Origin of the sequence: Mesorhizobium sp. M0047, from assembly GCF_040323315.1 — a bacterium.
Classification (GTDB): domain Bacteria; phylum Pseudomonadota; class Alphaproteobacteria; order Rhizobiales; family Rhizobiaceae; genus Mesorhizobium.
The window spans coordinates 97,123-123,015 of record NZ_JAMYUW010000018.1 but is presented as its reverse complement, the minus strand read 5'-3'; the positions used below and the strand labels follow the sequence as shown (position 1 = coordinate 123,015).

Here is a 25,893-nt window from a genome sequence, read left to right as displayed (position 1 = left end):
GGCAAGGGTCAAGGTAGCGCTGCCGTTGTCGCCAGGATCGGATCGGTGCAGATCAGCGCATCTGCCGGCGACGTATCCTTTCGCTGGGTTCATCCGTCGGGCGATCTGGCGCCAGGCACAATCCCATTCCCTCCAGGCGCTGTCCCAGACATTTGGGTCGAACCCGTGCGATAGGTCGGCGACCTCGGAAAGCGTGATCTTGTAGGCGGCAAGGGTGGCGGGCGGGGTATGCTGGCGCCCTGCTTGTATTCCTCCAACGCCGTCTGAGGCGCGCGGGACAGGTAAAGTGCTTCGACGCCGGGCCCCGTCGATCGCTGCTCCTGCGCCACTTGTGGGCAGGAAAGCCCATTTGGGTGTCAGATAGCGATGGAATATCTCGTCCGGCCCGACTCGGGTGACTTTCACCCGCGCGCCCCATTCTCGAGATCCCGAATGAAGGCCAGGACTGCTTCGACCTGGCCGCTGGCGACGAGCTCGGCCGCCGTGCGATGGCCATAGTCGGCGATCGGTTCATTGCGATACCAGTAGATCGCCTTGTTGACGTCCCCGGTGAGCTCCGTCGCGGCTGAAATCACCTTCACCATCTCACGCAGCCGACCCTGCAGTCGCTCCGATGATGGATTGCGGAGCGTGTTACGGTGGACGCCGGTCAACTGCGCCAGGTTGGCTACCTTGACGCCCAGCGCCTGCGACAGGCGCCTCGGCGAGATATATGGGGTGCGCGGTTCCTGCAGGCTGTCGACAAAGCCCGAGATCATTGTGGAATGTGCTAGCTGTGCATGGGCCATGACAATTCTCCGACCTCTCATTGCACAATATATGCACATTTTAACGCATAGCAAATGAACGGAGGCCTGACCCCTTGCAGCGCACTGCTGTCCTTCCCCATTATTCAGCGGTTGCTAACCGCAGTAACGCTCCATCTCGGTCACTTTACTAGCGCTTTCCGTCTACCAGACGCGGATATGGCCGGGTCAACACCTACCCGACATTCACGGCACTCGGCACTGACTCCTTGCTGACCTTGTCCAAGACGAGCCCAAGGGCAAGTCGTAGCCCAAGTGGGGACAATCGACAGCTGCGATGACCGTATGTAGCTGCTTGGCGATCGAGCCTCGAAGTCAACCTGATAGACTTTTGAAATGGTCGGCATAAAATTCGCTTTTCTGCTTTCAATGAAAGCAACGCGAAATGGCCGAAGAACGCCCCCAACGCCGCCTTGCCGCCATATTGGCTGCCGACGTGGTGGGCTACAGTCGACTTCTGGACGTGGACGAGCAAGGAACGTTGGCCGCGTTAAGGAGGAGGAGGAAGGAAATTCTCGAACCGCTCGTGCGCGACCGTAAAGGCCGTATTGTAAAAGTGATGGGTGATGGCGTTCTGGTCGAGTTCGGAAGCGCCGTGAACGCCGTGTCATGCGCCGTGGACCTTCAGAAGCGGATGGCGGCCGCAAACGAGGGTGTGACCGCCGACCGGAGAATCAACCTGCATATCGGCATCAATCTGGGCGATGTCGTCGTCGAGGACGGCGATCTGTTCGGCGACGGCGTCATTGTCGCAGTGCGGCTCCAGGCAATGGCCGGGGCAGGAGATGTCTTTGTGTCCGGCAGCGTCTACGACCAAGTCAAGCGGAAGCTCGATTGCGGCTTCGACGAACTTGGTCCGCAAGCGATCAAGAACGTCACCGAACCGGTGTCAGTCTACCGGATCTCGTTGTCGACCGCGTCGGACGATGGCGGGCTCGCAGAGAAAGCGCCTCTGCAGCTCCCCGCCAAGCCGTCCATTGCCGTCCTCCCCTTTACGAACATGAGCAATGATCCGGAGCAGGAGGCATTTGTCGATGGCCTCACCGAAGACTTGATCACGGATCTGTCGAGGACAAGCGAGGTTGTTCGTCATCGCCAGCAACTCGGCATTTGCATACAAAGGCAGGCACGTTGATGTGCGTCGCATCGCGCGCGAATTGGGCGTTCGCCATCTTCTTGAAGGTAGTGCACGGCGGGCCGCTGGACGGGTGCGTATCAACGCCCAACTGATCGACGCGATCGCGGGTGACCACCTTTGGGCCGAAAGATTCGACCGCAGCCTAGAAGATATCTTCGCTGTTCAGGATGAGGTGACCGGCAAGATTGTCGAGGCTCTGGTTGGCCGCCTGACCACAGCGCCGGCGCGCAGCAGACCGAGCAACCTGGAGGCTTATGATATCTGTGTGCGTGCCCGGCCCCTTGGTCTGCAAACGGCGCTTACCGCGAAAGAGGCCATTTTGCTGCTGGACCGCGCAATCGCGCTCGACCCGGAATACGCGGAGGCGCACCGTTGGCTGGCACTCAACCTCTGGCTGGGCTGGGAGTTCTGGGATGAACCGATGGACCCCAACCGCGCAAGAGCGCTCGCCGAAGCGCAGCTGGCGGTCGAACTCGATCCGAACGACGCCGGGAACAGATGGGTATTGGGCGTCATATTGGGACATGAGAGTCGCTGGGCGGAATCGGATGCCGAATTCAATGCTGCCCACGAGCTGGATCCCAACCACGCCGATGCTTGGGCTATGCGGGCCGAATTGACGACGCAAAAGGGCCGACCTGCCGAAGCCATAGACCAGGTCCGCAGGGCACTGCGACTCAACCCTCACCCGCCCGGTTGGTATTATTGGATGTTGGGTCAGGCCCAATATGCCATGGGCGACTACGAATCCGCGATCCAAACGCTGCGCAGGCCCGAAACCTATCGCACGACTTCACGGCGCCTGCTTGCAGCAAGCCTTGCGCAACTTGGCCGTTTGGAGGAAGCGCGCTGGGAGGCGAAAATGTTCATGATGAGCAATCCGCACTTCACTATCCGGCACTGGTCGGAATCGCAGCCATTCCCGGCCGAAGACGTGCGACGGCACATCGAGGAAGGTTATCGCATGGCGGGCCTGCCAGCATGACTGTCATTAGTTATAGCTTCGGCCTGCTGTCGACAGGCGTCCCAAGCCTGTCGCAGCAGCGAACATTTGGTCTTCTGACGGAACGAAATTCGCCATATCGAGCGTTTGTTTCGCCTCACGGGGGGCTTGAACATGGCTAGTGAAGACTTTCGGCACCGGATAGCACGACGCGAGGACCTCGCCTCCATGATCGCGCTCATGGACGCAGCGATCTCCGAACTCCAGAAACCGTTTCTCGACGATGACCAGATCCGATCCAGCCGCGCAATCATGGGGCTGGACACGCAGCTTATCGATGATGGCACCTATTTCGTCGTGAAGCACGACGGCGTCCTGGCAGGGTGCGGTGGCTGGAGCCGGCGCACGACCATGTATGGTGGCGATCAGTTACCGGTACGCAACGCGGCACTGCTTGATCCAGCCACGGACGCGGCACGTATCAGAGCCATGTATACGCATCCGGACTTTGTCCGGCGAGGCGTCGGCCGTCTTATCCTTTCACTTTGTGAACGTGCCGCTAAGGCTGAGGGCTTCCGCCGTGCCGATCTGGCAGCCACGATGGCAGGAGAGCCGCTCTATCGAGCCTGCGGCTACCAACCCGCCGAGAAATTCGTCGATGACCGTGGCGGCGCTCCGGTTCCAATCCTGATGATGAGCAAGACGCTCTGAGCCACGGCTCAAAGGTCACTCGCTCGCGGCCGGCACTCGCTCCGGCCAGTATGGCAGCAGGAGAATGCTGGAGATTGAACCAGGCCATCTCGAACGAAAGAGAACTTCGTCCGTGAACTATCCGCAAGCCATTGATGGCATCCTGATTTTCATTTTGGACACGGGCTCGCGAGGCGGGCCTGATCGCCAGCCAGGCAGTGCTGGTGGCGATCGGCGTGGATTGGGAGGGCCGGCGCCAGGTTTTGGGCGTTGAGCTGGCCAACCGGGAGAGCCATGGGCGTCGGAGACGACGAGCTTGACGCCGCGCAGGCCCGTCGGCTTGCGCAGGAACTCCGTCCAGGTCGGCTCGGCCTCAGACGTGCCGATCTCCATGCCCAGCACCTCGCGTCGGCCGTCCGCATTGACGCCGACAGCGATAATGACGGTGACCGAGACGATGCGGCCGCCGCAGCGCACCTTCAGGTAGGCGGCGTCGATCCACAGATATACCAGTCGCCGTCGATGGGTCTTTCGAGGAACGCTTTGACCTTGCCGTCGATCTCTTCGCACAGCCGGCTGCCCTGCCTCTTGGAGATGCCGCTCATGCCCATGGCCTTGACCAGGTCATCGACCGAGCGGGTCGAGAGACCTAGGTGTGAGCTTTCAGAGGGTTGTCCATTCGGACCGGACCGAGGAGACTGGAGTTACCAAGCTGCAGCACTCACCGGAAGGTCCGAATGAACATCCACAAGAATGCCCGTCTCACGCTTGAACATGCCGCAGCGGCCGGACGCCATGATGATCGCCGACGCGAAGGGCGCAACGCCCTATTCCGGCGTTCTGGCCCGACGCCATGAGTGCCGTAGCGACGAAACCGACCGGCAGCGCAACGCCGCCGGGCTTGCGGTCTGGGAAATGAGGGCGGGACATCGGGACGCGACTTCGCGGCTTCGAGCTTCTCGGTCGGATTGAACGTCGGTATAGCCTCCCAGAGGGGTACTTCAAAGGAAAGCTCCCGCATCGGGCACGATCAGCGACCGGACATATGGCTCGACGATATCGGTCCGGCTGAACGCAGACGTCTGGCGTGGCATCTTCCCGAAGATTTCAACTCGCGTCCGACTGTCGAACAGGAACAAATCTTGGAATGGGTGCGTCGCGTGATCATTTCGGGCTCAACCGACTAACGACGTTTTCAGGCGGCAGCCATTTCCAGGCGTGTCTTATGGCCAAACCGAATTAGCCGATCGCGATAACACTGAAAATTTCGAGATTCGCGAGTTGGGCGAGGGAACCTTCGCAGATCCAGACTTGTTCGCGGTGTGATCGATGCGCCGCCTACGCCGGCAATGGAAATGGCGAGCTGATCCGCTTCAAGACGTCAACGCCTTACGGCGGAAGTCAAACAGCGTTTTCCGAGGAGCGGAATGCATAGCAGGAGCGAAGGAGAGATGGCTAATATACCATTGAGTTTCGCCGGAACAACGGCGCTGTCCCAACGTTGTGAATCGTGAAGTGCCGCGCCCGATGTCCCGCAGGGCCGCGCGGCCTATACGAAATCAGGCACAGGAGAGACTATCATGATTCGCACCCTTTTAGCCACCACCGCCCTCGCGACATTGATCGCGACAGGCGCGTATGCGCAGAGCACGAGCACCCCGACGCCTGCCGCCCCACCATCCGCGCAGGAGCCCGCGGTCACCGCTCCGGTACCCCGCGCCGAGGGCAGCATCGTCACCAACATCATCGGCGAAACCGTCTACAACGGCACCGGTGACAATGCCGAGAATATCGGCAAGGTCAGCGACGTCGTCTTCGACAAGAACGGCCAGGCGAAATCCGTCGTCATCGGCGTCGGCGGCTTCCTGGGTGTAGGGACGAAGAATGTCGCCTTCGATTTCGACAAGCTGCAGTGGGCCGAGAAGAACGGCGACCGCTGGCTGGTCGCCCAAACGACCAAGGACGAACTGAAGGCACGGCCGGACTTCGACAGCAACGCCTATGCCCCGCCGCCCGCACCATTGACGACCACGCAAGCTCCGTCGGCTTCCGCGCCGACCACCACCGCGCAGGCCCCCGCCACGAACACCGCCCCGGCAGAGCCGGTGAAGCGGGCCGATGGCAACCTTGCCACCAACATTCTCGGCGAGACCGTCTACAACGGTACGGGCGATGACGCGCAGAATATCGGCAAGGTCGAGGACATCGTTCTGTCCAAGGAAGGCAAGGCGCAGTCCCTGGTCATCGGCGTGGGTGGTTTCCTTGGTCTGGGCACCAAGAACGTCACCTATGATTTCGACAAGGCACAGTGGGCGGAGAAGAACGGCAACCGCTGGCTGGTGGCGCAGACCACCAAGGAGGAGTTGCAGGCGCAGCCGGATTTCAATCGCAAGGCCTACGACCCTGCACCGGCCACAACGGCATCCAATCAGCCGGCTGCAACCGCCCCAGCCGTGACCACGGCCCCTGCCGCCGCTCCCGCCAACAAGACGGCCGCGGCCCCTGCGGCCACTACGGCACCTGACCAGACAACGACCGGGGCAATCGACAAGTCCACGCTCAAGCAGATGCCGATTGGGGAAATCCGAGGTGACGATCTGAAGGGCACGACGGTCTACGGTGCCAATGATGCCAAGGTCGGCCAGATCGGCGATGTCGTGCTGACGCCGGACAAGAAGCCCGACGCGGTGATCGTCGATGTCGGCGGCTTCCTTGGCATAGGTTCGAAGGAAGTGGCGGTCGGCATGGACAATTTGAAATTCATGACCGACAAGAATGGCAAGAAGTATCTGTACACGACATTCACCAAGGAACAGCTCCAGGCACAGGCCGCCTATGACAAGGGCAGCTATGCACAGAAGCGTGACCAGCAGCGAATGGTCGTGCGGTAGCTAGAATAGGCGCCCCGGCGAGTACAGCCGCTATTTGGCTCCGCTCGCCGGATCTCTTACGCCAAGAGGGGTAGCAGTGCCGTGACTTTTCCACCGTCGTAGCACTTGCGGCATCCATTGTCCGACTTCTGCCAAGGACGGACGCGCGCGGCGACATTCACGGTCTGGCCGAAATAGTCGAGGTTGTCGTTGAGTGTCACGGCGATCGACCGTCCACGGTGGGCCCCGATCTTGAGGATGAACCCTGGCCCGTCATGCTCGTCGAACTAAACTTCGGGTCAGGGCCTGCCGCGCGGGATATATCCGGCGTTGCGTAAAGCGCCGATGAAGAGGCTTGCCGGGCCGGTGATACTCGTCCTGGCCTGCATGGGCAACGGCAGAGTGTTCCAGTCCGCCAACGGAGCGATAAAGGTGGAGAAAGTCCCATTGACCATGCAATGGCTGATCACCGAGCCCTGCTTGTCCAGCGCCAGGATGCCTGTCTGATTGCTCGGATATTCGATGGCGGCGATCCGTTGCATTTCCAAGTCGCCATCGATGCGCAAATCGAAAAGCAGGACGCCGTGGCTTCTGCTGGCGATTTCTGCGACTTTTTCGGTGAAGCCAACGGGAAGCGCACGAACGCCGTCGACCGCCATCCCGAAAACAAGCGCGTCCAGCTCTTCCGCCGCCATGCCAAGATTTGCTCCCAAGAAGATCAGGATTGCAATTGATCAGTTGGTTTGTGCACAACCATCCCACTCGCCTCTTTTCGACCAAACATGATCAAAGAATTACTCGATCGGCGGCGAGTCTCGACACCGGCTTGGGGCAAGTTTAATACAGAGCGACCGCATTTGGCCGGTGCCGAATGTCGAGCGGACCCGCAAAACCGCCTGATCCAGTCGGCCCTCCGACCCCGACGTCCAGGCCGAACAGTCTTGCAAATCCATCGGCCGCAGTGCATTCCGGCTATCTGTCGACCGGAGTGGAACTGCTGACACAACTGCCTCGCATGCCGCGTCGGAGTGCTAACCGCCTTCGCCCTCGACCAGATCTCGCAAACCGATTGTGTTGGGGAATTGCAGCGGTCTTTCGGAACGATTCGGGCTTTCGTTCGTTGTTTCGGCGCCGACCGGCCAGTGCGCCACCTCCATCGCTTGGAAGGAGAAAGGGCAGCCGCAACGCTGGGAGAACAGCCGCCGGTCGGTAGGTCTGCGTAATCTTAGGGGCCGTTGTCGGCCGGCGAGGAAATCACCTTCACCATCCTGGTGGTATGGGTTCGTCTTCACAGTGGCAGTGGAGGCCTTTGTCGCCCGCCGCAGTGCTAGTGGGTGGGGAATTTCCACGAGAGCCAATCGCCGCCACAGTGCCAGTGGAAGCCCTTGTGAACTGTGGGGTAGATGCTAGTGGGCAACCTAACCCCATCCGCCCCTCACTGCGGACCAAATCGCCTGCGTAGTGCTAGTGGAGATGTTATTAGGCGGTTCTAATGTTCGACCGTCACAGCACTGGTGTCCCTATCGGAAAGAGCAGGCAGCGGCCAGGATTTGTGATAGTTCGAGTCACCGATTGTGGCTAAGTTGGCTAGCAAAATCAGTAGGTTACTGCGAACCGCCAGGTCGATCGATTGCTGCAGCGCATCGGATGGGGACTGCGTCCTTCATCTACGACCTTACAGATTGTCAACAATCTGTAAAACTTTTGTTGACAAATAATAGATTCGAGCCTTCACTCACAAAAGTCGCGTATCGGTCGAGTTCTGTCGCAACAATGCGCGGCCTCCAAAGGGGAAAGAACAATGATCAATAGACGTTCAATAATCACATTCGCCGCGCTCGGCGCCGTCTCTGCGCTGGCAATCATGGCCGGCGGCACAATCACGGTGCACGCCGCCAACAAGGAACTCAAGATCGGCTTTGTCGGCGTCACGAGTGGCGCGGCCGCTGCGTGGGGCACATCCAACGTCCGCTCGATGCAGACGCGCGCCGCCTGGATCAACGAAACCGGCGGTGTGAAGATTGGTGACGAGACCTATGACATCAAAATTGTTACCTTCGACGATCAGAAGGACCCGAAGCGGGCGATCGCCGGCATGGAGAAGATGGCCCAGGAGGGCATCCACTATGTCGTCGGTCCGAATGTCGACGACGGCGCGGCGGCGGTGCGCCCCGTGGCAGAATCCAAGGGCATCATCTATTTTCCCTACGCATTCCCGAAGGAACTCTACACCCCGCCGGCGTCCAATGCCGTGCTCGGCATGATCGCCAACTACCAGTCAGCTCCGGCGATCTACAAATATCTCAAGGAAAACAGGGGCGTGAAAAAAGTTGCCTTTGTCGCCGCCAACGAATCCGATCCGCTGAGCCAGCGGGATGGCGGTGTTGCCGCGGCAAAGGCGCTCGGGCTTGAGGTTGTGGCTGCCACGGACGTCTACCAAAACGATACCCGCGATTTCACCCCGGTACTGACGCCGATCGTTTTGCAAAAACCGGACCTGCTGGTGCTTTCGGGTGTCGCGCCCGGCAATGCGCCGCTGCTGATCCGCGCCGCGCGCGAGCTCGGCTACGAAGGTCTGATCTCCACCGAAACGGCGCAGGATGCCAAGGTGCTGGAAGAGGGCGCGGGCGAGTTGGCCAACGGCTTCATCTCAGTCGGCGGCGCATCGACGCCCGAAATCGCGTCCGACATGATGAAAGAGTTCGTCGACCGCTATACGAAAATGTTCGGCGAATACAATGACGAGTCCAACACCAAGGTCTACGCGCTCGAATACATCATCGAGACGCTGAAGGCGAACCCGGCCGCGATCAACAATGTCGAAGAGTTCAAGAAGACGATCGACACTTTCTCGGCACCCAATCCCTATCTGAAGGGCGATGCCAAGCTGACCTATGTCGGAATGACGTCGTTTGGCCAGAAGCGCCAGCTTTCGGTCCCGATGGTGGTCACGGAATACCGCGACGGCAAGTTCGAGACGCTCTTCGTCGCTCAAGTCGATTGACGCAACTGCACTGAAGCGGATTGCCGCAGAGGCTCGTGCATTCGCCTTGAGCCTCTGAATGGCCGGGAACCATCCTGATGGAACAAGTCATCGCCAACGGGCTTTATCTTGGCGCGCAATACGCCTTGATCGCGCTCGGTCTGACCCTGATCTTCGCTCTGATGAACGTGCTGAACTTTGCCCATGGGCAGATGTACGTTCTCGGTGGCTTCGTCACCTACACCGTCTATGGCCAGCTCGGCATGCCTTTCGTCGTCGCCCTCGTCGCGTCCGGGATCACGCTGCTGGTCATTGGAGCGCTGGTCGAGAAATTCCTTTTCAGAACGGTGATTAGGCGAAGCGTGCGGGAGGAAAGTACGATGCTTCTCGCGGCGGCGGTCGCATTCTTCCTCGACGCCGTGATCCTCCTGCTGTTCGGTGAAAAGCAGCGCGGCGTGCCGAAGATCGTCAGCGGCGTCTTCGTCTCCGACGGCCTCATAATGCCTTACGACCGGCTGCTGGTCGGCGCACTCGCCATACTGTTCATCGCCTCCTTCGTGCTTTTCATGCAGTATAGCAAGCCGGGACGCGCCATGCGGGCGCTGGCGCAGGACCGGATCGCGGCGCAGCTTATGGGCGTCGACGTCGACCGCTATTCGATGATCGGCTTTGCGCTTGGCGCCATGCTTGCCGGCATAGTCGGCGGACTGCTGGTCGCCATCACCGGCGTCAATTCGGGCATCGGCGGGCCGATCTCGATCAAGGCGTTCTTGATGGTGATGATCGGTGGAGCCGGCGTCGTCAGCGGAGCGATCGCCGGCGGCTTCATCCTCGGCATGATGGAATCGGTCGGCCTGACGGTGCTACGCCACTATGGCGACGTCACCTATCTCGTCATCTTCGCCGCGCTGATGGTCTTTCTCAGCATCCGCCCCAACGGGCTCATGGGCAAACCGTGGGGATGATCGACATGAAGCGTACACGCAACATCTTCGCCGTCGCTGTCTTCCTGCTGGTCGTACTCATCGGCGTGCCCTGGCTGATCGAGGCGACCGGTCGGCTCGACCTCTACTACACGCTGACCTCGGTCGCTTTGCTGAGCATCGCCAGCGCCGGCGTGTGGGTGACCTTCTACATCGGCCGCATCAATATCGGCCAGGGTGCCTTCGCGCTTATGGGCGGCTATGTTTCGGCCATCCTTGTCGTCCAGCACGGTTTGTCGTTCTGGCTGACACTGCCGCTGGCCGGGCTGTTCTGCGCCGCTGCAAGCGTGCTGATCGGACTGCCCATCCTGAGGCTCCGCGGCGTTTATTTCGCGATGGTCACGCTGGTGTTGACCGAAGTGGCGCGGCTGCTGGCGCTGGCGCTGCCGATCACCAACGGCGCCAAGGGCATGGTGAGCATTCCGCTCCCCGGCGGCATTTCGATCTTCGGCCTGACCATCCTTCCCGATTTCGCAACGCTCGCCAATCCACGCCCGGCGTTCTATCTCGTTTCGGTGGTGCTGATGGTGCTGTGCTTTGCCGGGCTTTACCGCCTTGTCCATTCGCGCATCGGCAAGCTCTGCCAGTCGCTGCAGCAGAACGAGGAACTGGCCTCCTCGATCGGCGTCAACATCGCCTATCTGCGCGTCATCGCCTACGCCATCTCCTCGTTCCTCGGCGGTCTCGGCGGCGCAATGTTTGTTGCCATTTCGCAGTCGATTTATCCGTCCAGCTTCACCGTCACCGACTCGGTGAACTTCATGCTGAACTGCTTCCTCGGCGGGCTCAGCTACGTCTTCGGGCCGATGATCGGCACCTTCGTGCTCTATTTCGGCTGGGATTTCCTGTTCGAGACCGGCGAGTTCCAGTTGCTGATCTTCTCGTCGGTGCTGATCGCGCTGATGCTGTTCCTTCCCAACGGCCTGCTCAGCCTGCGGCTGTTCGGCAAGAAGCAGGGCTAGGACCATGACCGAACTTCTCCAGATCAAGGCAGTGACCAAACGCTTCGGCGGGCTGGTCGCGGTCAACAACGTTTCCTTCGCGGTCCGCGAACGCGAAATCCTCTCCGTGATCGGTCCCAACGGCGCCGGCAAATCGACGCTGTTCAAGCTGATTTCCTCTTTCCTCAGTCCGAGCTCGGGCGAGGTGCTGTTTCGCGGACAGCGGATTTCCGGCCTGGCGCCGCATATCGTCGCCCGGAAGGGCGTCGTCCGCACATTCCAGGAGACGACGATCTTCAAGGGCATGACCGTGCGCGACAACGTCATCATCGCACATCACCTGCGTTCCAATGCCACCCTTGCCGGCTTCTATCTTGGCACGATTACAGCGCGGCGCGATGAGGCCGAATTCGGACGATCCGCCGACGAGATCATCGATTTCCTCGATCTCGGCGCGCAACGGCATGAGATCGCGAGCACGCTGCCGCACGGGCATCTGCGCGCGCTGGGGATTGCCATCGGCCTCGCCACCAACCCGACCGTGCTCCTGCTCGACGAACCCTTTGCCGGCATGAACCACGAGGAAACCGTGCGTGCGGTGAAAATGGTGCGCGGCGTACGCAAACGCGGCGTGACCGTGCTACTCGTCGAGCACGACATGCCCGCGGTGATGAACATTTCCGACCGTATCGTCGTCCTGAACTTCGGCGTGAAAATCGCCGAGGGAACGCCGAAAGAAATCCAAGAGAACGAAAAGGTCATCGAAGCCTATCTCGGCGCCGAAGACGAGACGATCGGATTTTAGCCATGAGCGAACTGCTGAGCGTCTCCAATGTCGAACTCTACTACGACCACGTCTATGCGCTGAAGGGCGTGTCGCTGAGCGTCAACGAGGGCGAGACGGTAGCGCTGATCGGCGCGAATGGTGCGGGCAAATCGTCAATCCTGCGCGCCATTACCGGCCTGAAAAAAGTCATTAGCGGCGAGATTCATTTCCAGGGCCGCCGCATCGACCAAACGCGGCCTGACGAGCTGGTCAGGATGGGCATCGCTATGGTGCCGGAGGGCCGGCGCGTCTTTTCCTACATGACCGTGCGCGACAATCTGATGATGGGCGCATTCACCCGCACCAACAAGGCCGACATCGCCACGACGCTGGAGATGGTGCTCGGGCGTTTTCCGCGCCTGAAGGAACGCTATTCGCAGACCGCGGGCACGATGAGCGGCGGCGAACAGCAGATGCTGGTGATCGGGCGGGCGCTGATGGCCAAGCCGAAGCTGCTCTTGCTCGACGAACCCTCGCTCGGCGTCGCGCCGAAGCTCGTGCAGGACATCGCCCGCTCGATCGTCGCGATCAACCGCGACGAAAAGGTCAGCGTGCTGCTGGTCGAGCAGAATTCGCGCATGGCGCTGCGCATCTCGCAGCGCGCCTACGCACTGACGACCGGAACGATCGCGCTGGCCGGAGATTCGGCTGAGCTGCTTGCCGACGATCGGGTCAAGAAACTCTATCTCGGCGGCGAAATATGAAGGCGCAAATGGACATACTCGTCGTCAATCCCAACACCACTGCGTCCATGACCGAGAAGATCGGCGAGGCGGCACGCGGCGCGGCTTCGGCCGGCACCAGGATCATCGCGACCAATCCGAAGGATGGGCCGCCGAGCATCGAAGGCTATTTCGACGAGGTCTTCGCCATCCCGGGAATGATCGGCGAGATCCAGAGACATCCGGCGTCGAGCGCCTGCGTCATCGCTTGCTTCGACGACACCGGCCTCGACGCAGTACGCTGCGTTGGCGAGATGCCGGTGATCGGCATCGGCGAAGCGGCGTTTCACATGGCGAGCCTGATTGCCGGCAAGTTCAGCGTGGTGACGACGCTGTCGCGTTCGGTGCCGGCGATCGAGCACAATCTAGTGCGCTACGGCCTCGCCAGCCGCTGCGCCAGGGTACGAGCCAGCGACGTTCCCGTTCTGGAGCTCGAAGTGCCCGGCTCCAACGCCCGCCATCGAATTTCGGAGGAGATCGAGCGCGCCATCCGCGACGACCGGGCCGAAGCGATTGTGCTGGGATGCGCCGGCATGGCCGACCTCGCTGCCGCGCTCAGCCGCGAACATAGCCTTCCCGTGATCGACGGCGTCGCCTGCGCAGTAAAACTCTGCGAGAGCCTCGTCGGCCTTGGCCTGTCGACCTCAAAGCGCGGCGGCTACCAGGTTCCACTCGAAAAATCCTTCGCCGGAATCTTTGCGCCCTTTTCGCCCACCGGCCGTGCATCCTGATGCGTGCAAAATTGTTGACATTCCCACACAGGATGTTTGATGTGCGGCCGGAAACGCGGTGTTCGCGCCGCTATGCGATCCGGCCGCCGGGACAATGAGACGATGGACCTGCTTGGGCCAAAGCCACGGGATGGCGACAAGCCGACGATGCGCTGGTTTCCGGTCTATGCCGGCCTGCGCGACGCCATCGTCAGCCACCGCATCGCACCGGGCACAAAACTACCCGAGGACGAACTCGCCTCGATCTATTCGGTGAGCCGCGCGGTGATACGCGCGGCGCTGCAGGCGCTGTCGCATGACCGCTTGGCTAGGCTCGAGCCGAACCGCGGCGCGTTCGTCGCCCAGCCGACCAAGCAGGAAGCACGCGAGGTGTTCGAAGCGCGGGCGCTGATCGAGCCCAAGGTCGCGGCGCTTGCCGCCGAAGTGGCAAAGCCGGACGAGATCGCGCAACTGCGGCTTCATCTCGAAAAGGAGCACGAGGCCCTGCATGCCGGCCGCGACAGCGACGCCATTATGCTGTCGGCAAAATTCCATGTCGGCATCGCCGAAATCGCCGGCCATTCTATCCTGACCAGTTTCGTCAAAGACCTGCTGTCGCGGTCGTCGCTGATCATCGCGCTCTACTGGCGCCGCCGCGACACCACCTGCGAAAGCCACGCCCATCACGCCCTCGTCGATGCCATCGAAAAGCACGACGCACAAAACGCGTCCGACCTGATGCGAAGCCATCTCGTCGAACTTCTGTCGGGCCTTGATCTGTCGCTTGGCGAGAAGAAGCCCGAGAGCCTGTCGGACATCTTGCGCTGATCTGCGCTGTCAAACTCTTCGCCAAGCTTCGCATTGCAGGTGTCGTCGCGAAGCTGGGCGAATATCGGATCACCCGCAACCGAGGGGCCAACGAAGGTCGCGCGTAAGTGGCCGCGCTGTCTAGATCGAAGAGGGCTCGATCGCGCAATCGCCGCTCTCGATCGAGAAAGAATCGGATCGCCCATATCTGTCGAGGTTTGAGCGGGCGTTTCGTTCCGACCTGCTTGCCGCGTTCCACGCGCGGCGATCCGGAGCGGTGGGGTCATAGTAAGAATGTCCCATTTCGTTTCTCCTTCGGCCATGATTGGCCACGGGAGGAACGCCCAGGTACTGTCTCGGTTGGGATGGGGCCGGAATTGGCCTGGCAGCTTGTCAGCAGCGGAGGGTCCAAAGCTGACATTCAAAGCGGTGCATCCTGAGGGTAACTGACGAGGCGGGGAAGGATGCTGCCCATACACCGGCCTCCAACCGAAACTACTTCATTGGCACTCCCGCGGCCACCAGGTCGGCCACCTGTCGATCAATCACTGCAGGATTGATATGGAACGTCATATCGCGCCATCGCGTCGCCTTAAGCCACGGCTGCATGGCAAGCGCCTTGAGGACTTCGCTGCGTGCAGCGACAGTTTTTCCAAGATGGACATCGTTGATGGCACGTAGCAGCGGAACAGTGATCAGGAAGTCTGACGCCTTCGTGATCAGGGCATCAGATTCGGCGTACTTTTCGATATCAGTCAGGGCATTCGCCTTCATCACCAGATAATAATCGGCGAAGTTTGGATCGTTCCTGAGCCCGTATTCTGCTCGCTCAATCGCCTTGTCAGTCAGGCCGCTGAAGCGGGCTGCTGATGAAAGGTCGCCGATGAGAAACGCGTCTCCGGGCGAAAGCGCGATCACCTCGTCGGCCCTGCGCAGAGACAGATCAAATTTCCCCTGATAAGCAGTGACGTAGACGGATGACCACAAGCAGCTTTTTCTTGCGTCGGGTCCGAGGTTAGCCCGTGGAAGAATCCTTGCTTCCAGTTCAGACGCCATGCGCCAATGCTCTTCAGGCTTATCGTCAAAAGCGAGGCCAGCCGCCAAGACGTGATCCCAGGCCAGTCCGCACGATAACAGCGACGAATCGGGAAATTTGGCCAAGCCCTCAAGAATTATGTCCTTCGCCTTTAGCAGACTCTCGGGCGTAAACTGCCCAAAAAAGAAATTGGATCGAAGGAAGAAGTCGTACTCTTCAAGATCCGGTGTGTCCTTTTGCCAGACCTTCTTGTACTCCATGTCGTACATTTTTCCGCGCTGGCCACCAAGCGTGCCAATGATTCGTTCGATCGCCTCGTCCTGAATCACAAGGGGATTGCTTCCAGAGCGATCGAACTTTTCCGCCCAGAGATTTTCGCCTGTGCGCGCGTCGATCAGCTGTGCAGTGATCCGCACCCGGTCCGTCTCTTTCCAGATACTGCCCTCAATCACGTAGGCCACGTTCAACTCTTGGCCGATTTGGCGGACATCGGTTGGCTTGTCCTTATAGACGAAGCTCGAACTATGCGAGAGTACCTTGAGTTCGGTGACGCCTGCCAGCATCGAGATCAAATCGTCCGTCATGCCGTCGCTAAAATAATCTAGCGTCGTGTCGCCGCTCATGTTCTTGAATGGCAAAACTGCCACGGTCGGGATGCCACCATGGCCTATCTCGCGCTTTATTCCATAGAACTGCCACCACGCCAGGACCGCTGTGACTGTTAAGACCAGCACTAGGAAGGTCGCTACGACTGGCAGCCACGACCGGCTGCGGCTTGTGCGCATGGGCTTGGCCTTGCCGTCGGTCGTGACACGGTATGCCTCAACCGGCTCCGCGATGTTCTTGACCTTCCGCGGGCCCATCGACTGAAAGCCGAAAGCCAGCTTCTTCTCAACCTCGCGCGCCACCTTCGCCGAAACCCAGATACCGCCAGGCTCAGCAAGTTGTTCTAGTCGCGCCGCGATATTTACGCCCTCGCCAAACCGATCGTCACCCTCGACAATCACCTCGCCAAGATTGACGCCGATGCGCACTTCCACGCGCTGGTCTTTCGGCAACGAGGCGTTTCGCTCGGCCAGCCCACGTTGCAACGAAACCGCGCATTCCATCGCCTCGACGACGGAAGAAAACTCCGCCAACAGACCGTCGCCCATCAGCTTGAAGATAGTGCCATGATGACGCGTTACTGTCGGCTCGAAAAGTTCCTTATGACCGGCGCGCACCCGTTGATGCGTACCCGCCTCGTCGCGCTCCATCATGGTAGAATATCCGACGACGTCAGCAGCAAGGATGGCGGCGAGCTTGCGGTCCATTGCGGAGCACTCTGTCGGCGGCCAACCTCGGAGGCGAGGTGGCAAACCCTGCCGGGCTCCGATCAGTTTCGCCTATCAGGACCTTACCCGCAAGCGACTTGATGTGGGCCGGGACCAGCAAATCCGCTTGTGGCCGGTGAAGAACGATAGCGGACCTTCAGCCGATATCGTGACTTGACCCACGCCAGCCATGCGGCAACATCCGGTTTCGCTCATAAAGTACCCATGTGGGCAATGTGTTCAAAAACGACGTGGTTGCATTATCCGTGTCCAGTAAGCCAAGCACGCTCGCATTCGAAACCTCAGTCGAATAGGCTCGTCGGCGAAGCTTGGGAGGCAGGACACCAACACATGGAGCGACGGCTTACCGCAATCCTTGCCGCCGACGTGGTCGGATACAGCACGCTCATGGGCGAAGATGAGGTTGGCACGCTCGAGCGGTTGAAGAGTTGCCGTCGCGAACTGATCGACCCTGCAATCAAGGAATTCCGCGGCCGCATGATCAAACTCATGGGCGACGGGGCGCTGGTCGAATTCGCGAGTGTCGTCGATGCCGTCCAGTGCGCTGCCGCGATTCAGCGCCGGATGGCTGTCCGAGATCAGGACACCTCCGACTCCCGCCACATCCGGTTTCGCATCGGCGTCAATCTTGGCGATGTCATTGTCGAGGAAAATGATATCTACGGCGATGGCGTTAATATCGCCGCGCGCCTGGAGTCGATGGCCGAGCCGGGGGGTGTATGTATCTCGGGCACGGCGTTCGATCACGCGGTGCACAAGGTTGATGTGGGCTTTGCCAGTCTTGGCGGGCAGCGCCTCAAGAACATCGCCGATCCGGTTCGCGCGTATCGGCTACTGCTGGATCCCGCAGCCTCGGGCAAGGTCGTGGACGCGCCACACCGGCCGGGCTCGCGCGTCATGATCCTGGCGAGTGTCGCGGCTCTGGCATTTGCCGTGCTTGCCGGCATTTTTGCGTGGCACAAGTTCTCAGCGCCATTGCGGCCATCCGTTGCCGTGCTGCCGTTTGCAAACCTCGGCGGCGATCCAGGCCAGGACTATTTCGCTGACGGCATCACCGAAGATCTGATCACCGACCTCACCAAGCTGTCCGGTCTAGACGTCATCGCGCGCAACTCGGTATTCGCCTACAAGGACAAGCCTGCAGCGCTGGCGGACGTCGCGAGCGACCTTGGCGTCCGCTTCGTTGTCGAGGGGAGCGTTCGTCGCACCGGCGAGCAGATCCGCCTCAATGCCCAGCTCATCGATACGGCAACGGGCGACAATCTGTGGGCCAACCGGTTCGACCGTGGCATGGCCGGCGTGTTTGCCGTCCAGGACGAGATGAGCGGGGAGATCGCCAAGGCGCTTGGCATGCAACCTTCGGCAGCGGAAAGTGAGCACATGGCGCGCCCGCCGACCGAAAACCTTGAAGCCTACGACTTCTACCTTCGGGCCGAGCAGACAGCACGGACCGGCCGGCGCGACGGGCTACGGGAGGCGCTCACGCTTTACGACAAGACAGAGGAACTCGACCCTGCTTTCGCCGAAGCTTTCGCGGCCGATGCGGCTACGACCGTCTACATCTGGCGAGCGTCGTTCAACGACATCTTGCAGAGCGCGCCGGCACGCAAGCGCGCCTATGAGAAGGCAAGCCGCGCCTTACAGCTCGATCCGGACCTGTCCTCGCCCTACGCTATTCTCGGGGTCATGCAAGTCGTGGATCGGCGCTACGAAGAAGCCATCGCCTCGGCCGAGCAAGCCGTCGCACTCGGGCCCGGGGACGCCGAGACGCAGATAGCGTTGGGATATGTTCAGCTGTATGCCGGCAATCACGCCGAGGCAGCCGCGGCCGTCGACATGGCGCTGAGGCTCGATCCCAGCCTTTCGGCCGTCAATCGGGAAGTCGCCGGACTCGTCTTTCTCGTCCAGGGCAACAACGGCAAAGCGGTCGCGACGCTCGAGCGCGCTTGCGACGATGCGCCGGCCGTCGGCGATTTCAGGATCACGCTCGCGGCCGCCTATGCCCGCGCCGGCCGTTTGCCGGATGCGAAGGCAGCAATCATCGAGGGCCTTCGCCTGATGCCGACACCAGGGTACGATTCGCTGTCTTCGTGGCGGCTCGCCGGTGCCCAATATCGTAACGCCCGGGATTCGGGCCTTATCATCGACGCGCTGCAGCAGGCTGGCTTGCCGGAATGGCCGTTCGGCTTCACCGGAGACGAACGCAACCGCTTGAAGGGCCAGGAGATCGTTTCGCTGGTGCTGGGCCATACGCTGCAAGGGCAGCTTGAACCCGGCCACCAGCCGGCTATTCTGCAGATCGGCAAGGACGGCAAGGCAGCCTTCCGCTCGACCACGCGGCTGGTTACTGAAACCGTCTATGTCAATCGCGATCTCCTGTGCGAGCAGAGCGAGAATATGTTCGGGCGCCCCGACTGCGGGCCCGTCTACAAACGCAGCGACGACGCAAGTAACGGCTATTCGTTCGCCAATTCAAGCAAGGTGTTTCACTTTGCCGTGGTCAAGTAGGCTCGCCCATCTCACTGGGCATTGATCAATTTCCAATTCGGCTGATCAACCTCCAACTCGGCCTTAACGATCGGCCAATTGATGTCGCCCGTTCGGACGAGATCGCTCGCGCCTTCAGCGAAAGAGTTGGCATTGCCGGCGTCGTAAATCAGGTAGAGCTTCCCGTCGATGATCTTGAATGCTTCCGGATCGACATTGACCGTAACCGATCCGGAGCCGGCGACTTCCGCAGCGCAGTAACCACCATATTGAGGAGCATACTTGACCGGGTCGCTCACGAACATTTGCTGATGTTTCTTCGTTGCGAAATGCCACGGCGTCCCCAGCCAGTCAGTGGAGAACTCTTCGGAGCCTTTTACCGCCTTGCCGTCGGTGAAATAGGCGACCGTGTCGTAGCCCATGATCGCCACGCCGCCGAAGTAGCCGGTATTCACGGAATCGTCGGCACAAGCCAATCCCGTGCCGGCAGTTGCGGCCACCGCGAATATCGCTGCCGGCACCAAATTCCGAACCAGTCTCGACTTGATCGCGTTGTTCATCTGGGCCCTCCATTCAATCGTGAATCGCCATACACTTCGTAACGTTCGCCTCGCTGCCCAGGACATTGGCCCCCTGACAGGTCGCGCCATGGCGCCTGAACAATCGTATGATATCCGTGTTTCCCTTCCAGAAAGCGCGGGTGATTGGCATAAAGCCATGACCCTCAGCGTGGTCGACGTCCGCACCTTTCGCAATGAGGAATTCTGCCAATTCAACGTGGTTCTCCTCGCCGGCCACCATCATTGGCGTGACGCCAGCCTTGTTGGCGGCATCGTCAAGCACCGCGCCTTTTTCCAGCAGCAGCTTGGCGATCGGCAGGCTACCCGAGAAGGCCGCCGCATGAAGCGGGGTGAAGCCGCCCGAGTTACGCGCCATGACGTCGGCACCCTTGCCCAGCAGGAATTCGGCGATTTCCGGCTGGTTGTCGAGCGCTGCAGCGATGAGGAGGGTTGCCTGGTCGCGTGCCCGGCTGTCAGCGTCGACACCACCTGCCAAAGCTTGCTCCACGGCAGTCTTGTCGCCGGCAGCGATGGCGTCGAACAACAGCTCACCTGCGGCCGCTGTTGTAGCCGCCAGTACCAGCATACCAAGTGCCAGCAGTCCGCGCATGACGCAGGGGTAGCATATTAGCTTGGAGTCATACAAGCGGCGTTGGGCTTACCGGGGCGGATGCCGGCGCACGACGCGGCCGGATGTCCCCTTTTGGGATGGGGCCATGGCTGCTCAACGGCCGACATCAGGCGCGTTGCATCCACGGCTCCACTCGGAAATGGAGCCGCATCTGGTTAGACTTCCGTGGCCTCGGCGAGTTCGAGGGCATCTTCTACGTCGACGCCGAGATACCTCACTTTGTTCTCGATTTTGGTGTGGCCCAGCAGAATCTGGACAGCGCGGAGGTTACCTGTCGTCTTGTAAATGGTCGACCCTTTGGTACGCCGCAGCGAATGCGTGCCGTATTCTTGGGGTCGAAGTCCGATCGCCACAATCCATTCGTCCACGAGGCGGGCATACTGCCTCTTGCTCATGTGACGCTTTAGGTCGATCCTGCTCGGGAATGCATAGTCGTTGACCGTGCCGCCGCGCCGTTCCAGCCATGCGAGAAGACTGGAGCGTGCGTCGCTCATCAACTCGAACTGAACAGGTCGGCCCGTCTTCTATTGCACGACCATCGCGCGGGTTCGAATTTCCGGCCCGAGAACCAAGGTGCCGATCTTGATACTGACGAGATCGCAGCCGCGCAACTTGCTGTCGATTGCTAGATCGAAGAGGGCTCGATCGCGCAACCGCCGCTCTCGATCGAGAAAGAATCGGATCGCCCATATCTGTCGAGGTTTGAGCGGGCGCTTCGTTCCGACCTTCTTGCCCGCCTTCCAGGCGCGGCGATCGGGAGCGGTGGGGTCATAGTGTGAATGTCCCATTTCGTTTCTCCTTCGGCCATGATTGGCCACCGGAGGAACGCCCGGGTACTGACTCGGTTGGGATTGGGGCCGGAAACAGACGGTCGGGTCTGGAAGCCAGAAAGGCGCCATTCCGCTGGCGACCTCCATCTTGGCCGCAACGACGCTGCTAGCTATTACTCGACTGTGGCACCGCGTGCCCGCTTGCTCCAGTGTGGCACCGCGTGCCCGCTCGCTCCAGGAGGCGACATGCCGGTCCTACCAGAACGTTCGTGATACGGTGCCTACATACTGAAAATCGCGCACTTCATCGAATCTGCGGTTGGGGTTGGGAAAGGAGACGTCATGATTGGCCCGCCGCTGCCTCGGGTGGGACAATTGGCGGCGCCGCAAGCCGCGCCCTCCGGCGCGCGGCATTGCGGTGGTTGAGGGACAACATGCTGCGCGTCGCATCCGACCGGCTGAGGCCGGTCATCGCACCACCGTCGATCAGCGCCGGAATTCCGCTGAAGACATGATAGACGGTCCAGGACCGATCCGCTTCGACGCGGCGGCCATACTGACGGTCCGCGAAGTCGCGTGCCGATGCGCCACCCTCATTTTCCCAGGCCGCAAGCCCGGCGGTGTTGCGCTGCCGATCGGTTTCGTTGCTATAGGCATTCATGGTGTTGGCCTTTCCTCATTAATCGCTTCCTTGGCCAGAACGCCGGAATAGAGCGTCGCGCCATTCGCGTCGACGATGGTCATGGCGTCCGGCTGCTGCGGCATGTTCAGGGTTTTTGCCAAAAGCCTGGCGACCTCGATCGCATGGTCGAGGTTGGCCGCTTGCGCCGTCTCGCGCCCGACTACGGCATGCGCGTCGTCCGAGTTTCGGGTGCGATAGAATTCGATCACGATCTTCATCGTCATCCGTGCCCGTGTCGCGACGTCAGTTCTTGCCCTTGCCGCGCACGGCACTGATGTTGGCGGCAAGTCTGGTCTGGGCGCCGAATACGCTTTCAGCCTTGGGCGGGACCTTTTCCAGCTTCGGCTTCCTGATCTCCCGGCTAGATCGTTTCTGTCCCTTTGACATGTTCGAAGATCCTTTCGCTTAGCGTTATGCCCGGCGACGTGTCGACCGGTTCGAGACTGTCCTGCGTCGCCACCCGTTCATGAGGTTCGACGTCGCTGCAGATGCGGTACTGCAGCGAATTTCCGCTCGGCGGGAGCGTTGCTGTGACGCGGTAGATTTCCGCGGCCTTTGGAAACGTGCCGATGCCGCTCTTCAGCCGGATAGCCTGTCCGACGGCGAAGAGATGCGTTGCGGCTTCGCGGCGGACCGGGCGTGCGTTGCGTTGCATCAGGGTTGTGGTTCTCATGATTGTCTCTCGTCCAGCTCCAGCGAGGCTTGAAGCAATGCCGGTTCGATCGGCACCATTTGCTGCGTAGCACCGCTCGCGGTGATCGCCGGCAGGTGAATGAAGGTGGCCACGCGGCGCCATGCGATCTGGGAAGTCCCTTCGAGGGCCTCCTCGTCATGGTCGACCCGATACTCTCCGGGCGGTTGCGGTTGATCAAAGCCGGGCAGCGGAAACGCCGACTTGAAGCGAACGACTGTATTTGTGGTGCGGCTGGTCATGAATTGCGATTTTCCGCGGAAACGGGCGGCTGCGCTTTTCCGTATCATTCCTACTCGAACCGCTGGGACGATGCCCGACGCTGCCAGTGCATCCGTGGTCAGCATCGGTTTCATTCCAGGGTCCGAACGGAACTAAATGTGCGCCGGACCGGCGCATGCACTCGTTTTCGAGAATTCGGTGGTGAATGGCGAGGGCTCTGACATAAAGCCAACTCGATCCAAATCAACGAATTTTGCATATGCGCCTCAATTGAGTTCCAAACAAGGTCGCGGCCATCCTCTGTTTGATCTTTGAAATAATAACTTGCATCCGCGAAATTCAATCCGGCAAAAGGTTTTCCTCCCATCCGAACGAATTTCTGCGCGTCTCGAATTATATCATTCAAATTCTTGGCCGTTGGCGAGAAATAATTCTGGCACTTCTATCTATCGAGTGCCAAGACGCCTATATCAGGAGGAGCGGCCGCCCATGCCGGCCCCAGAAAGAAAGTTCCCATGAAATTTCGGCCACTCCACGACCGCGTCGTCATTCGTCGCGCCGAAGGCGATATCAAGTCCAAGGGCGGTATCATCATTCCCGACAATGCCAAGGAGAAACCGCAGGAAGGGGAAGTGATCGCTGTCGGCCCGAGCGCACGCGACGAAAACGGCGTGCTTGTTCCACTCGACGTCAAGGCAGGCGACTTCATCCTGTTCGGCAAATGGTCGGGCACCGAGGTCAAGATCGACGGCGAGGACCTTCTGATCATGAAGGAAGCCGACATCATGGGCGTCATCGACAAAGCCGTCGAAGCCAAGAAGGCCGCCTGACTGGAGCGGCGCGTGCGGCGCGTTTCCCTCAGGGCGCGCAAAGGTCGCTCCAGTACTTGAAGAACAAGCGCAGCGCGTTCCGCGCGGCGACCGTTCCACTCCAAATTCGACGGGATAAAAATCATGTCTGCCAAGGAAATCAAATTCTCCACCGATGCGCGCGACCGCATGCTGCGCGGCGTCGAGATCCTCAACAATGCTGTGAAGGTCACGCTCGGTCCCAAGGGCCGCAACGTCATCCTCGACAAGGCCTATGGCGCGCCGCGCATCACCAAGGACGGCGTCACCGTCGCCAAGGAAATCGAGCTTGCCGACAAGTTCGAGAACATGGGCGCGCAGATGGTGCGCGAAGTCGCCTCGAAGACCAACGATCTGGCCGGTGATGGCACCACCACCGCTACGGTGCTGGCCGCCTCGATCCTGCGCGAAGGCGCCAAGCTGGTCGCCGCCGGCATGAACCCGATGGACCTCAAGCGCGGCATCGACCAGGCGGTTTCCGCCGTGGTCAAGGAAATTCAGGCCCGCGCCAAGAAGGTCAAGTCGTCGGCCGAAATCGCCCAGGTCGGCACCATCGCCGCCAACGGCGATGCCAGCGTCGGCGAGATGATCGCCAAGGCGATGGACAAGGTCGGCAATGACGGCGTCATCACCGTCGAGGAAGCCAAGACCGCCGACACCGAGCTCGACGTCGTCGAAGGCATGCAGTTCGACCGCGGTTATCTCTCGCCCTATTTCGTCACCAATGCCGACAAGATGCGAGCCGAGCTGGAAGAGCCCTACATCCTCATCCACGAGAAGAAGCTCGGCAATCTGCAGGCGATGCTGCCGATCCTCGAAGCGGTGGTGCAGAGCGGCAGGCCGCTGCTGATCATCTCCGAAGACGTCGAAGGCGAGGCACTCGCCACGCTTGTCGTCAACAAATTGCGCGGTGGCCTGAAGGTCGCGGCCGTCAAGGCGCCGGGTTTCGGCGACCGCCGCAAGGCGATGCTGGAAGACATCGCCGTGCTGACATCGGGCCAGATGATCTCTGAGGATCTCGGCATCAAGCTCGAAAACGTCACTGTCGAGATGCTCGGCCGCGCCAAGCGCGTGCTGATCGAGAAAGACACCACCACGATCATCGACGGCGCCGGCACCAAGGCGACCATCCAGGCGCGCGTCGCCCAGATCAAGGGCCAGATCGAGGAGACGACCTCCGACTACGATAAGGAAAAGCTGCAGGAGCGGCTGGCCAAACTCTCCGGCGGTGTTGCCGTCATCCGCGTCGGCGGCGCCACCGAGTCGGAAGTCAAGGAAAAGAAGGACCGCATCGACGATGCGTTGAACGCAACGCGCGCCGCGGTTGAAGAAGGCATCGTGCCGGGCGGCGGGGTGGCACTGCTGCGTGCCAGGTCGGCACTGGCCGGCTTGAATGGCGCCAATGCCGATGTCACCGCGGGCATCTCGATCGTGCTTCGGGCGCTCGAAGCGCCGATCCGCCAGATCGCCGAGAATTCCGGCGTCGAAGGCTCGATCGTCGTCGGCAAGCTGATCGACAGCAAGGACCACAATCAGGGCTTCGACGCCCAGAACGAGGTCTATGTCGACATGATCAAGGCGGGCATCGTCGACCCGGCGAAAGTGGTGCGCACCGCGCTGCAGGATGCCGGCTCGATCGCAGCCCTTCTGATCACCGCCGAAGCGATGATCACCGACATTCCGGCCAAGGATGCCGCACCTGCGGGTGGCGGCAGCGGTGGCATGGGATAGAGACCTTGGCGTCTGGAGAAGTCCGTGCGTGAGCCGACGCTGCTTCCGGTATTCGGCAGGCTTGCGGTCAAGCCGCCGGTCGCCGTTGCGGCCGCGCCGGGCAGGAGAATGAAGAACGGGGTAGCCCGCATGCGGCAGGGCATCTCGTCGCACGGGGGCCTGGCCTTGAAGGTGTGCGTGGCGCTGTGGACAGTCGTTGTCCTGGCGGCAGTGTTTTTCATTCTGCAGGCCTGAACCGATCGACACACATTGGTGCCGGCGAAAATGAATAGGACGCGAGTATGGCAAACCGCTACGCGCTTCGCATGGACCGCCCGGACAGCTGGACCGTTTTCGACGTTTTCACCGGCCAGCCCGCCGAGTCCAACAATAGGGTCATGGTCGGCATCAATGCCGGCGAAGCGGACGAGATGGTGGGCCGGCTGAACGATCAAGACGCCAAGCGGCGGGAACAGGCCGGCCGCTGAGCTAGCTGCTCCGCC

General features: G+C 60.7%; 24 protein-coding genes and 6 pseudogenes. 17 read left to right on the top strand and 13 right to left on the bottom strand.

The features are described from left to right. Positions 1 to 401 precede the first annotated feature (401 nt). The gene (locus NKJ89_RS19075) at positions 402 to 788 is read right to left on the bottom strand and encodes a hypothetical protein (RefSeq protein ID WP_352604666.1); all 387 of its coding nucleotides are present in this window, start codon (positions 786 to 788) and stop codon (positions 402 to 404) included. Positions 789 to 1,191: 403 nt separating this feature from the next. On the opposite strand from NKJ89_RS19075, the pseudogene NKJ89_RS19070 reads away from it, so the two are divergent. The 3 genes and pseudogenes from NKJ89_RS19070 to NKJ89_RS19060 form a co-directional block, all read left to right on the top strand. After that, positions 1,192 to 2,929, top strand: a pseudogene (locus NKJ89_RS19070) (adenylate/guanylate cyclase domain-containing protein). A 186-nt stretch (positions 2,930 to 3,115) separates the two neighbouring features. Then, entirely contained in the window at positions 3,116 to 3,598 is a 483-nt protein-coding gene (locus NKJ89_RS19065; RefSeq protein WP_245266663.1) for a GNAT family N-acetyltransferase, read from the top strand. A gap of 155 nt (positions 3,599 to 3,753) precedes the next feature. Then, a pseudogene (locus tag NKJ89_RS19060) lies at positions 3,754 to 3,870 on the top strand (transposase); the annotation flags it as partial. A 1-nt stretch (position 3,871) separates the two neighbouring features. Here the strand turns inward: NKJ89_RS19060 and NKJ89_RS19055 are convergent. Then, positions 3,872 to 4,227, bottom strand: a pseudogene (locus NKJ89_RS19055) (transposase); the annotation flags it as partial. Between the two features lie 278 nt (positions 4,228 to 4,505). Here NKJ89_RS19055 and NKJ89_RS35765 point away from each other — a divergent pair. After that, positions 4,506 to 4,961: pseudogene (locus NKJ89_RS35765) on the top strand (hypothetical protein); the annotation flags it as partial. Between the two features lie 196 nt (positions 4,962 to 5,157). Further along, complete coding sequence (locus tag NKJ89_RS19050) at positions 5,158 to 6,468, top strand: PRC-barrel domain-containing protein (RefSeq protein ID WP_352604664.1); 1,311 nt, start codon at positions 5,158 to 5,160, stop codon at positions 6,466 to 6,468. A 278-nt stretch (positions 6,469 to 6,746) separates the two neighbouring features. On the opposite strand, the gene NKJ89_RS19045 is transcribed toward NKJ89_RS19050, so the two are convergent. Further along, a complete protein-coding gene (locus NKJ89_RS19045; RefSeq protein WP_023759950.1) occupies positions 6,747 to 7,142 on the bottom strand; it encodes a hypothetical protein in 396 nt (131 codons plus the stop codon). 1,106 nt (positions 7,143 to 8,248) lie between these two features. Here NKJ89_RS19045 and NKJ89_RS19040 point away from each other — a divergent pair. The 7 genes from NKJ89_RS19040 to NKJ89_RS19010 all read left to right on the top strand — a co-directional run bounded on the left by NKJ89_RS19040 (position 8,249) and on the right by NKJ89_RS19010 (position 14,440). Further along, positions 8,249 to 9,451, top strand: a complete 1,203-nt coding sequence (locus NKJ89_RS19040; RefSeq protein WP_352486215.1) for an ABC transporter substrate-binding protein — start codon at positions 8,249 to 8,251, stop codon at positions 9,449 to 9,451. Positions 9,452 to 9,528: 77 nt separating this feature from the next. After that, complete coding sequence (locus NKJ89_RS19035; RefSeq protein ID WP_023759953.1) at positions 9,529 to 10,395, top strand: branched-chain amino acid ABC transporter permease; 867 nt, start codon at positions 9,529 to 9,531, stop codon at positions 10,393 to 10,395. A gap of 5 nt (positions 10,396 to 10,400) precedes the next feature. Beyond that, positions 10,401 to 11,375 carry a branched-chain amino acid ABC transporter permease gene (locus NKJ89_RS19030; RefSeq protein ID WP_023759954.1) on the top strand — a complete coding sequence of 325 codons (975 nt, stop codon included), beginning with the start codon at positions 10,401 to 10,403 and terminating at the stop codon, positions 11,373 to 11,375. A 4-nt stretch (positions 11,376 to 11,379) separates the two neighbouring features. After that, on the top strand, positions 11,380 to 12,159 hold the full coding sequence (locus NKJ89_RS19025; RefSeq protein ID WP_352604662.1) for an ABC transporter ATP-binding protein: 780 nt from the start codon (positions 11,380 to 11,382) through the stop codon (positions 12,157 to 12,159). Positions 12,160 to 12,161: 2 nt separating this feature from the next. Continuing rightward, positions 12,162 to 12,884 carry an ABC transporter ATP-binding protein gene (locus NKJ89_RS19020; protein WP_352604660.1) on the top strand — a complete coding sequence of 241 codons (723 nt, stop codon included), beginning with the start codon at positions 12,162 to 12,164 and terminating at the stop codon, positions 12,882 to 12,884. Between the two features lie 8 nt (positions 12,885 to 12,892). After that, the gene (locus NKJ89_RS19015; protein ID WP_023759957.1) at positions 12,893 to 13,633 is read left to right on the top strand and encodes an aspartate/glutamate racemase family protein; all 741 of its coding nucleotides are present in this window, start codon (positions 12,893 to 12,895) and stop codon (positions 13,631 to 13,633) included. A 102-nt stretch (positions 13,634 to 13,735) separates the two neighbouring features. Then, the gene (locus NKJ89_RS19010) at positions 13,736 to 14,440 is read left to right on the top strand and encodes a GntR family transcriptional regulator (RefSeq protein WP_352604680.1); all 705 of its coding nucleotides are present in this window, start codon (positions 13,736 to 13,738) and stop codon (positions 14,438 to 14,440) included. Between the two features lie 121 nt (positions 14,441 to 14,561). Here NKJ89_RS19010 and NKJ89_RS19005 read toward each other — a convergent pair. Both NKJ89_RS19005 and NKJ89_RS19000 read right to left on the bottom strand, forming a co-directional pair. After that, a pseudogene (locus NKJ89_RS19005) lies at positions 14,562 to 14,722 on the bottom strand (integrase); the annotation flags it as partial. A 192-nt stretch (positions 14,723 to 14,914) separates the two neighbouring features. Then, positions 14,915 to 16,768, bottom strand: coding sequence for an adenylate/guanylate cyclase domain-containing protein (locus tag NKJ89_RS19000; protein WP_352604658.1), 1,854 nt, complete (start codon positions 16,766 to 16,768; stop codon positions 14,915 to 14,917). A gap of 351 nt (positions 16,769 to 17,119) precedes the next feature. Here NKJ89_RS19000 and NKJ89_RS18995 point away from each other — a divergent pair, with 351 nt between their 5' ends. Next, positions 17,120 to 19,297 carry a tetratricopeptide repeat protein gene (locus NKJ89_RS18995; RefSeq protein ID WP_352604656.1) on the top strand — a complete coding sequence of 726 codons (2,178 nt, stop codon included), beginning with the start codon at positions 17,120 to 17,122 and terminating at the stop codon, positions 19,295 to 19,297. Positions 19,298 to 19,308: 11 nt separating this feature from the next. Here the strand turns inward: NKJ89_RS18995 and NKJ89_RS18990 are convergent, their stop codons facing one another. The 8 genes and pseudogenes from NKJ89_RS18990 to NKJ89_RS18955 all read right to left on the bottom strand — a co-directional run bounded on the left by NKJ89_RS18990 (position 19,309) and on the right by NKJ89_RS18955 (position 22,852). Beyond that, positions 19,309 to 19,836: a YHS domain-containing (seleno)protein gene (locus NKJ89_RS18990; protein WP_352604654.1), complete on the bottom strand. Its 528-nt coding sequence runs from the start codon at positions 19,834 to 19,836 to the stop codon at positions 19,309 to 19,311. A 13-nt stretch (positions 19,837 to 19,849) separates the two neighbouring features. After that, complete coding sequence (locus tag NKJ89_RS18985) at positions 19,850 to 20,446, bottom strand: ankyrin repeat domain-containing protein (protein ID WP_352604652.1); 597 nt, start codon at positions 20,444 to 20,446, stop codon at positions 19,850 to 19,852. A 176-nt stretch (positions 20,447 to 20,622) separates the two neighbouring features. Next, positions 20,623 to 21,255 (bottom strand): annotated as a pseudogene (locus tag NKJ89_RS18980) (tyrosine-type recombinase/integrase). Positions 21,256 to 21,577: 322 nt separating this feature from the next. Further along, complete coding sequence (locus tag NKJ89_RS18975; RefSeq protein WP_352604650.1) at positions 21,578 to 21,898, bottom strand: hypothetical protein; 321 nt, start codon at positions 21,896 to 21,898, stop codon at positions 21,578 to 21,580. Continuing rightward, complete coding sequence (locus NKJ89_RS18970) at positions 21,895 to 22,137, bottom strand: hypothetical protein (RefSeq protein ID WP_352604648.1); 243 nt, start codon at positions 22,135 to 22,137, stop codon at positions 21,895 to 21,897. The genes NKJ89_RS18975 and NKJ89_RS18970 overlap by 4 nt, the downstream gene beginning before the upstream one ends. Positions 22,138 to 22,162: 25 nt before the next feature. Next, entirely contained in the window at positions 22,163 to 22,306 is a 144-nt protein-coding gene (locus NKJ89_RS18965; protein WP_352604646.1) for a hypothetical protein, read from the bottom strand. Beyond that, positions 22,281 to 22,592 (bottom strand): hypothetical protein, encoded by a 312-nt coding sequence (locus NKJ89_RS18960; RefSeq protein ID WP_352604644.1) that lies wholly within the window; start codon positions 22,590 to 22,592, stop codon positions 22,281 to 22,283. The genes NKJ89_RS18965 and NKJ89_RS18960 overlap by 26 nt, the downstream gene beginning before the upstream one ends. Beyond that, positions 22,589 to 22,852 (bottom strand): hypothetical protein, encoded by a 264-nt coding sequence (locus NKJ89_RS18955; RefSeq protein WP_352604678.1) that lies wholly within the window; start codon positions 22,850 to 22,852, stop codon positions 22,589 to 22,591. The genes NKJ89_RS18960 and NKJ89_RS18955 overlap by 4 nt, the downstream gene beginning before the upstream one ends. Before the next feature lie 495 nt (positions 22,853 to 23,347). On the opposite strand from NKJ89_RS18955, the gene NKJ89_RS18950 reads away from it, so the two are divergent. From NKJ89_RS18950 to NKJ89_RS18935, 4 genes are all read left to right on the top strand, one after another. After that, positions 23,348 to 23,662, top strand: coding sequence for a co-chaperone GroES (locus NKJ89_RS18950; RefSeq protein WP_352604642.1), 315 nt, complete (start codon positions 23,348 to 23,350; stop codon positions 23,660 to 23,662). Between the two features lie 123 nt (positions 23,663 to 23,785). After that, positions 23,786 to 25,411, top strand: a complete 1,626-nt coding sequence (groL, locus tag NKJ89_RS18945) for a chaperonin GroEL (RefSeq protein WP_352604640.1) — start codon at positions 23,786 to 23,788, stop codon at positions 25,409 to 25,411. 24 nt (positions 25,412 to 25,435) lie between these two features. Continuing rightward, positions 25,436 to 25,645, top strand: coding sequence for a hypothetical protein (locus NKJ89_RS18940; protein ID WP_352604638.1), 210 nt, complete (start codon positions 25,436 to 25,438; stop codon positions 25,643 to 25,645). A gap of 47 nt (positions 25,646 to 25,692) precedes the next feature. After that, complete coding sequence (locus NKJ89_RS18935; RefSeq protein WP_352604637.1) at positions 25,693 to 25,878, top strand: hypothetical protein; 186 nt, start codon at positions 25,693 to 25,695, stop codon at positions 25,876 to 25,878. The last annotated feature ends 15 nt before the right edge of the window (positions 25,879 to 25,893 follow it).

What these genes read in the sequence shown, in the direction of transcription:
- NKJ89_RS18995 (WP_352604656.1), top strand. Translation starts at nt 17,120, where the DNA reads ATGGAGCGACGGCTTACCGCAATCCTTGCCGCCGACGTGGTCGGATAC.
- NKJ89_RS19020 (WP_352604660.1), top strand. Translation starts at nt 12,162, where the DNA reads ATGAGCGAACTGCTGAGCGTCTCCAATGTCGAACTCTACTACGACCAC.
- NKJ89_RS19075 (WP_352604666.1), bottom strand. Translation starts at nt 788, where the DNA reads ATGGCCCATGCACAGCTAGCACATTCCACAATGATCTCGGGCTTTGTC.
- NKJ89_RS19010 (WP_352604680.1), top strand. Translation starts at nt 13,736, where the DNA reads ATGGACCTGCTTGGGCCAAAGCCACGGGATGGCGACAAGCCGACGATG.
- NKJ89_RS19050 (WP_352604664.1), top strand. Translation starts at nt 5,158, where the DNA reads ATGATTCGCACCCTTTTAGCCACCACCGCCCTCGCGACATTGATCGCG.
- NKJ89_RS18970 (WP_352604648.1), bottom strand. Translation starts at nt 22,137, where the DNA reads ATGAAGATCGTGATCGAATTCTATCGCACCCGAAACTCGGACGACGCG.
- NKJ89_RS18960 (WP_352604644.1), bottom strand. Translation starts at nt 22,592, where the DNA reads ATGAGAACCACAACCCTGATGCAACGCAACGCACGCCCGGTCCGCCGC.
- NKJ89_RS18955 (WP_352604678.1), bottom strand. Translation starts at nt 22,852, where the DNA reads ATGACCAGCCGCACCACAAATACAGTCGTTCGCTTCAAGTCGGCGTTT.
- groL (WP_352604640.1), top strand. Translation starts at nt 23,786, where the DNA reads ATGTCTGCCAAGGAAATCAAATTCTCCACCGATGCGCGCGACCGCATG.
- NKJ89_RS19045 (WP_023759950.1), bottom strand. Translation starts at nt 7,142, where the DNA reads ATGGCGGCGGAAGAGCTGGACGCGCTTGTTTTCGGGATGGCGGTCGAC.
- NKJ89_RS19035 (WP_023759953.1), top strand. Translation starts at nt 9,529, where the DNA reads ATGGAACAAGTCATCGCCAACGGGCTTTATCTTGGCGCGCAATACGCC.
- NKJ89_RS18950 (WP_352604642.1), top strand. Translation starts at nt 23,348, where the DNA reads ATGAAATTTCGGCCACTCCACGACCGCGTCGTCATTCGTCGCGCCGAA.
- NKJ89_RS18965 (WP_352604646.1), bottom strand. Translation starts at nt 22,306, where the DNA reads ATGTCAAAGGGACAGAAACGATCTAGCCGGGAGATCAGGAAGCCGAAG.
- NKJ89_RS18985 (WP_352604652.1), bottom strand. Translation starts at nt 20,446, where the DNA reads ATGCGCGGACTGCTGGCACTTGGTATGCTGGTACTGGCGGCTACAACA.
- NKJ89_RS19065 (WP_245266663.1), top strand. Translation starts at nt 3,116, where the DNA reads ATGATCGCGCTCATGGACGCAGCGATCTCCGAACTCCAGAAACCGTTT.
- NKJ89_RS19025 (WP_352604662.1), top strand. Translation starts at nt 11,380, where the DNA reads ATGACCGAACTTCTCCAGATCAAGGCAGTGACCAAACGCTTCGGCGGG.
- NKJ89_RS19000 (WP_352604658.1), bottom strand. Translation starts at nt 16,768, where the DNA reads ATGGACCGCAAGCTCGCCGCCATCCTTGCTGCTGACGTCGTCGGATAT.
- NKJ89_RS19030 (WP_023759954.1), top strand. Translation starts at nt 10,401, where the DNA reads ATGAAGCGTACACGCAACATCTTCGCCGTCGCTGTCTTCCTGCTGGTC.
- NKJ89_RS18990 (WP_352604654.1), bottom strand. Translation starts at nt 19,836, where the DNA reads ATGAACAACGCGATCAAGTCGAGACTGGTTCGGAATTTGGTGCCGGCA.
- NKJ89_RS18935 (WP_352604637.1), top strand. Translation starts at nt 25,693, where the DNA reads ATGGCAAACCGCTACGCGCTTCGCATGGACCGCCCGGACAGCTGGACC.
- NKJ89_RS18975 (WP_352604650.1), bottom strand. Translation starts at nt 21,898, where the DNA reads ATGAATGCCTATAGCAACGAAACCGATCGGCAGCGCAACACCGCCGGG.
- NKJ89_RS19040 (WP_352486215.1), top strand. Translation starts at nt 8,249, where the DNA reads ATGATCAATAGACGTTCAATAATCACATTCGCCGCGCTCGGCGCCGTC.
- NKJ89_RS19015 (WP_023759957.1), top strand. Translation starts at nt 12,893, where the DNA reads ATGGACATACTCGTCGTCAATCCCAACACCACTGCGTCCATGACCGAG.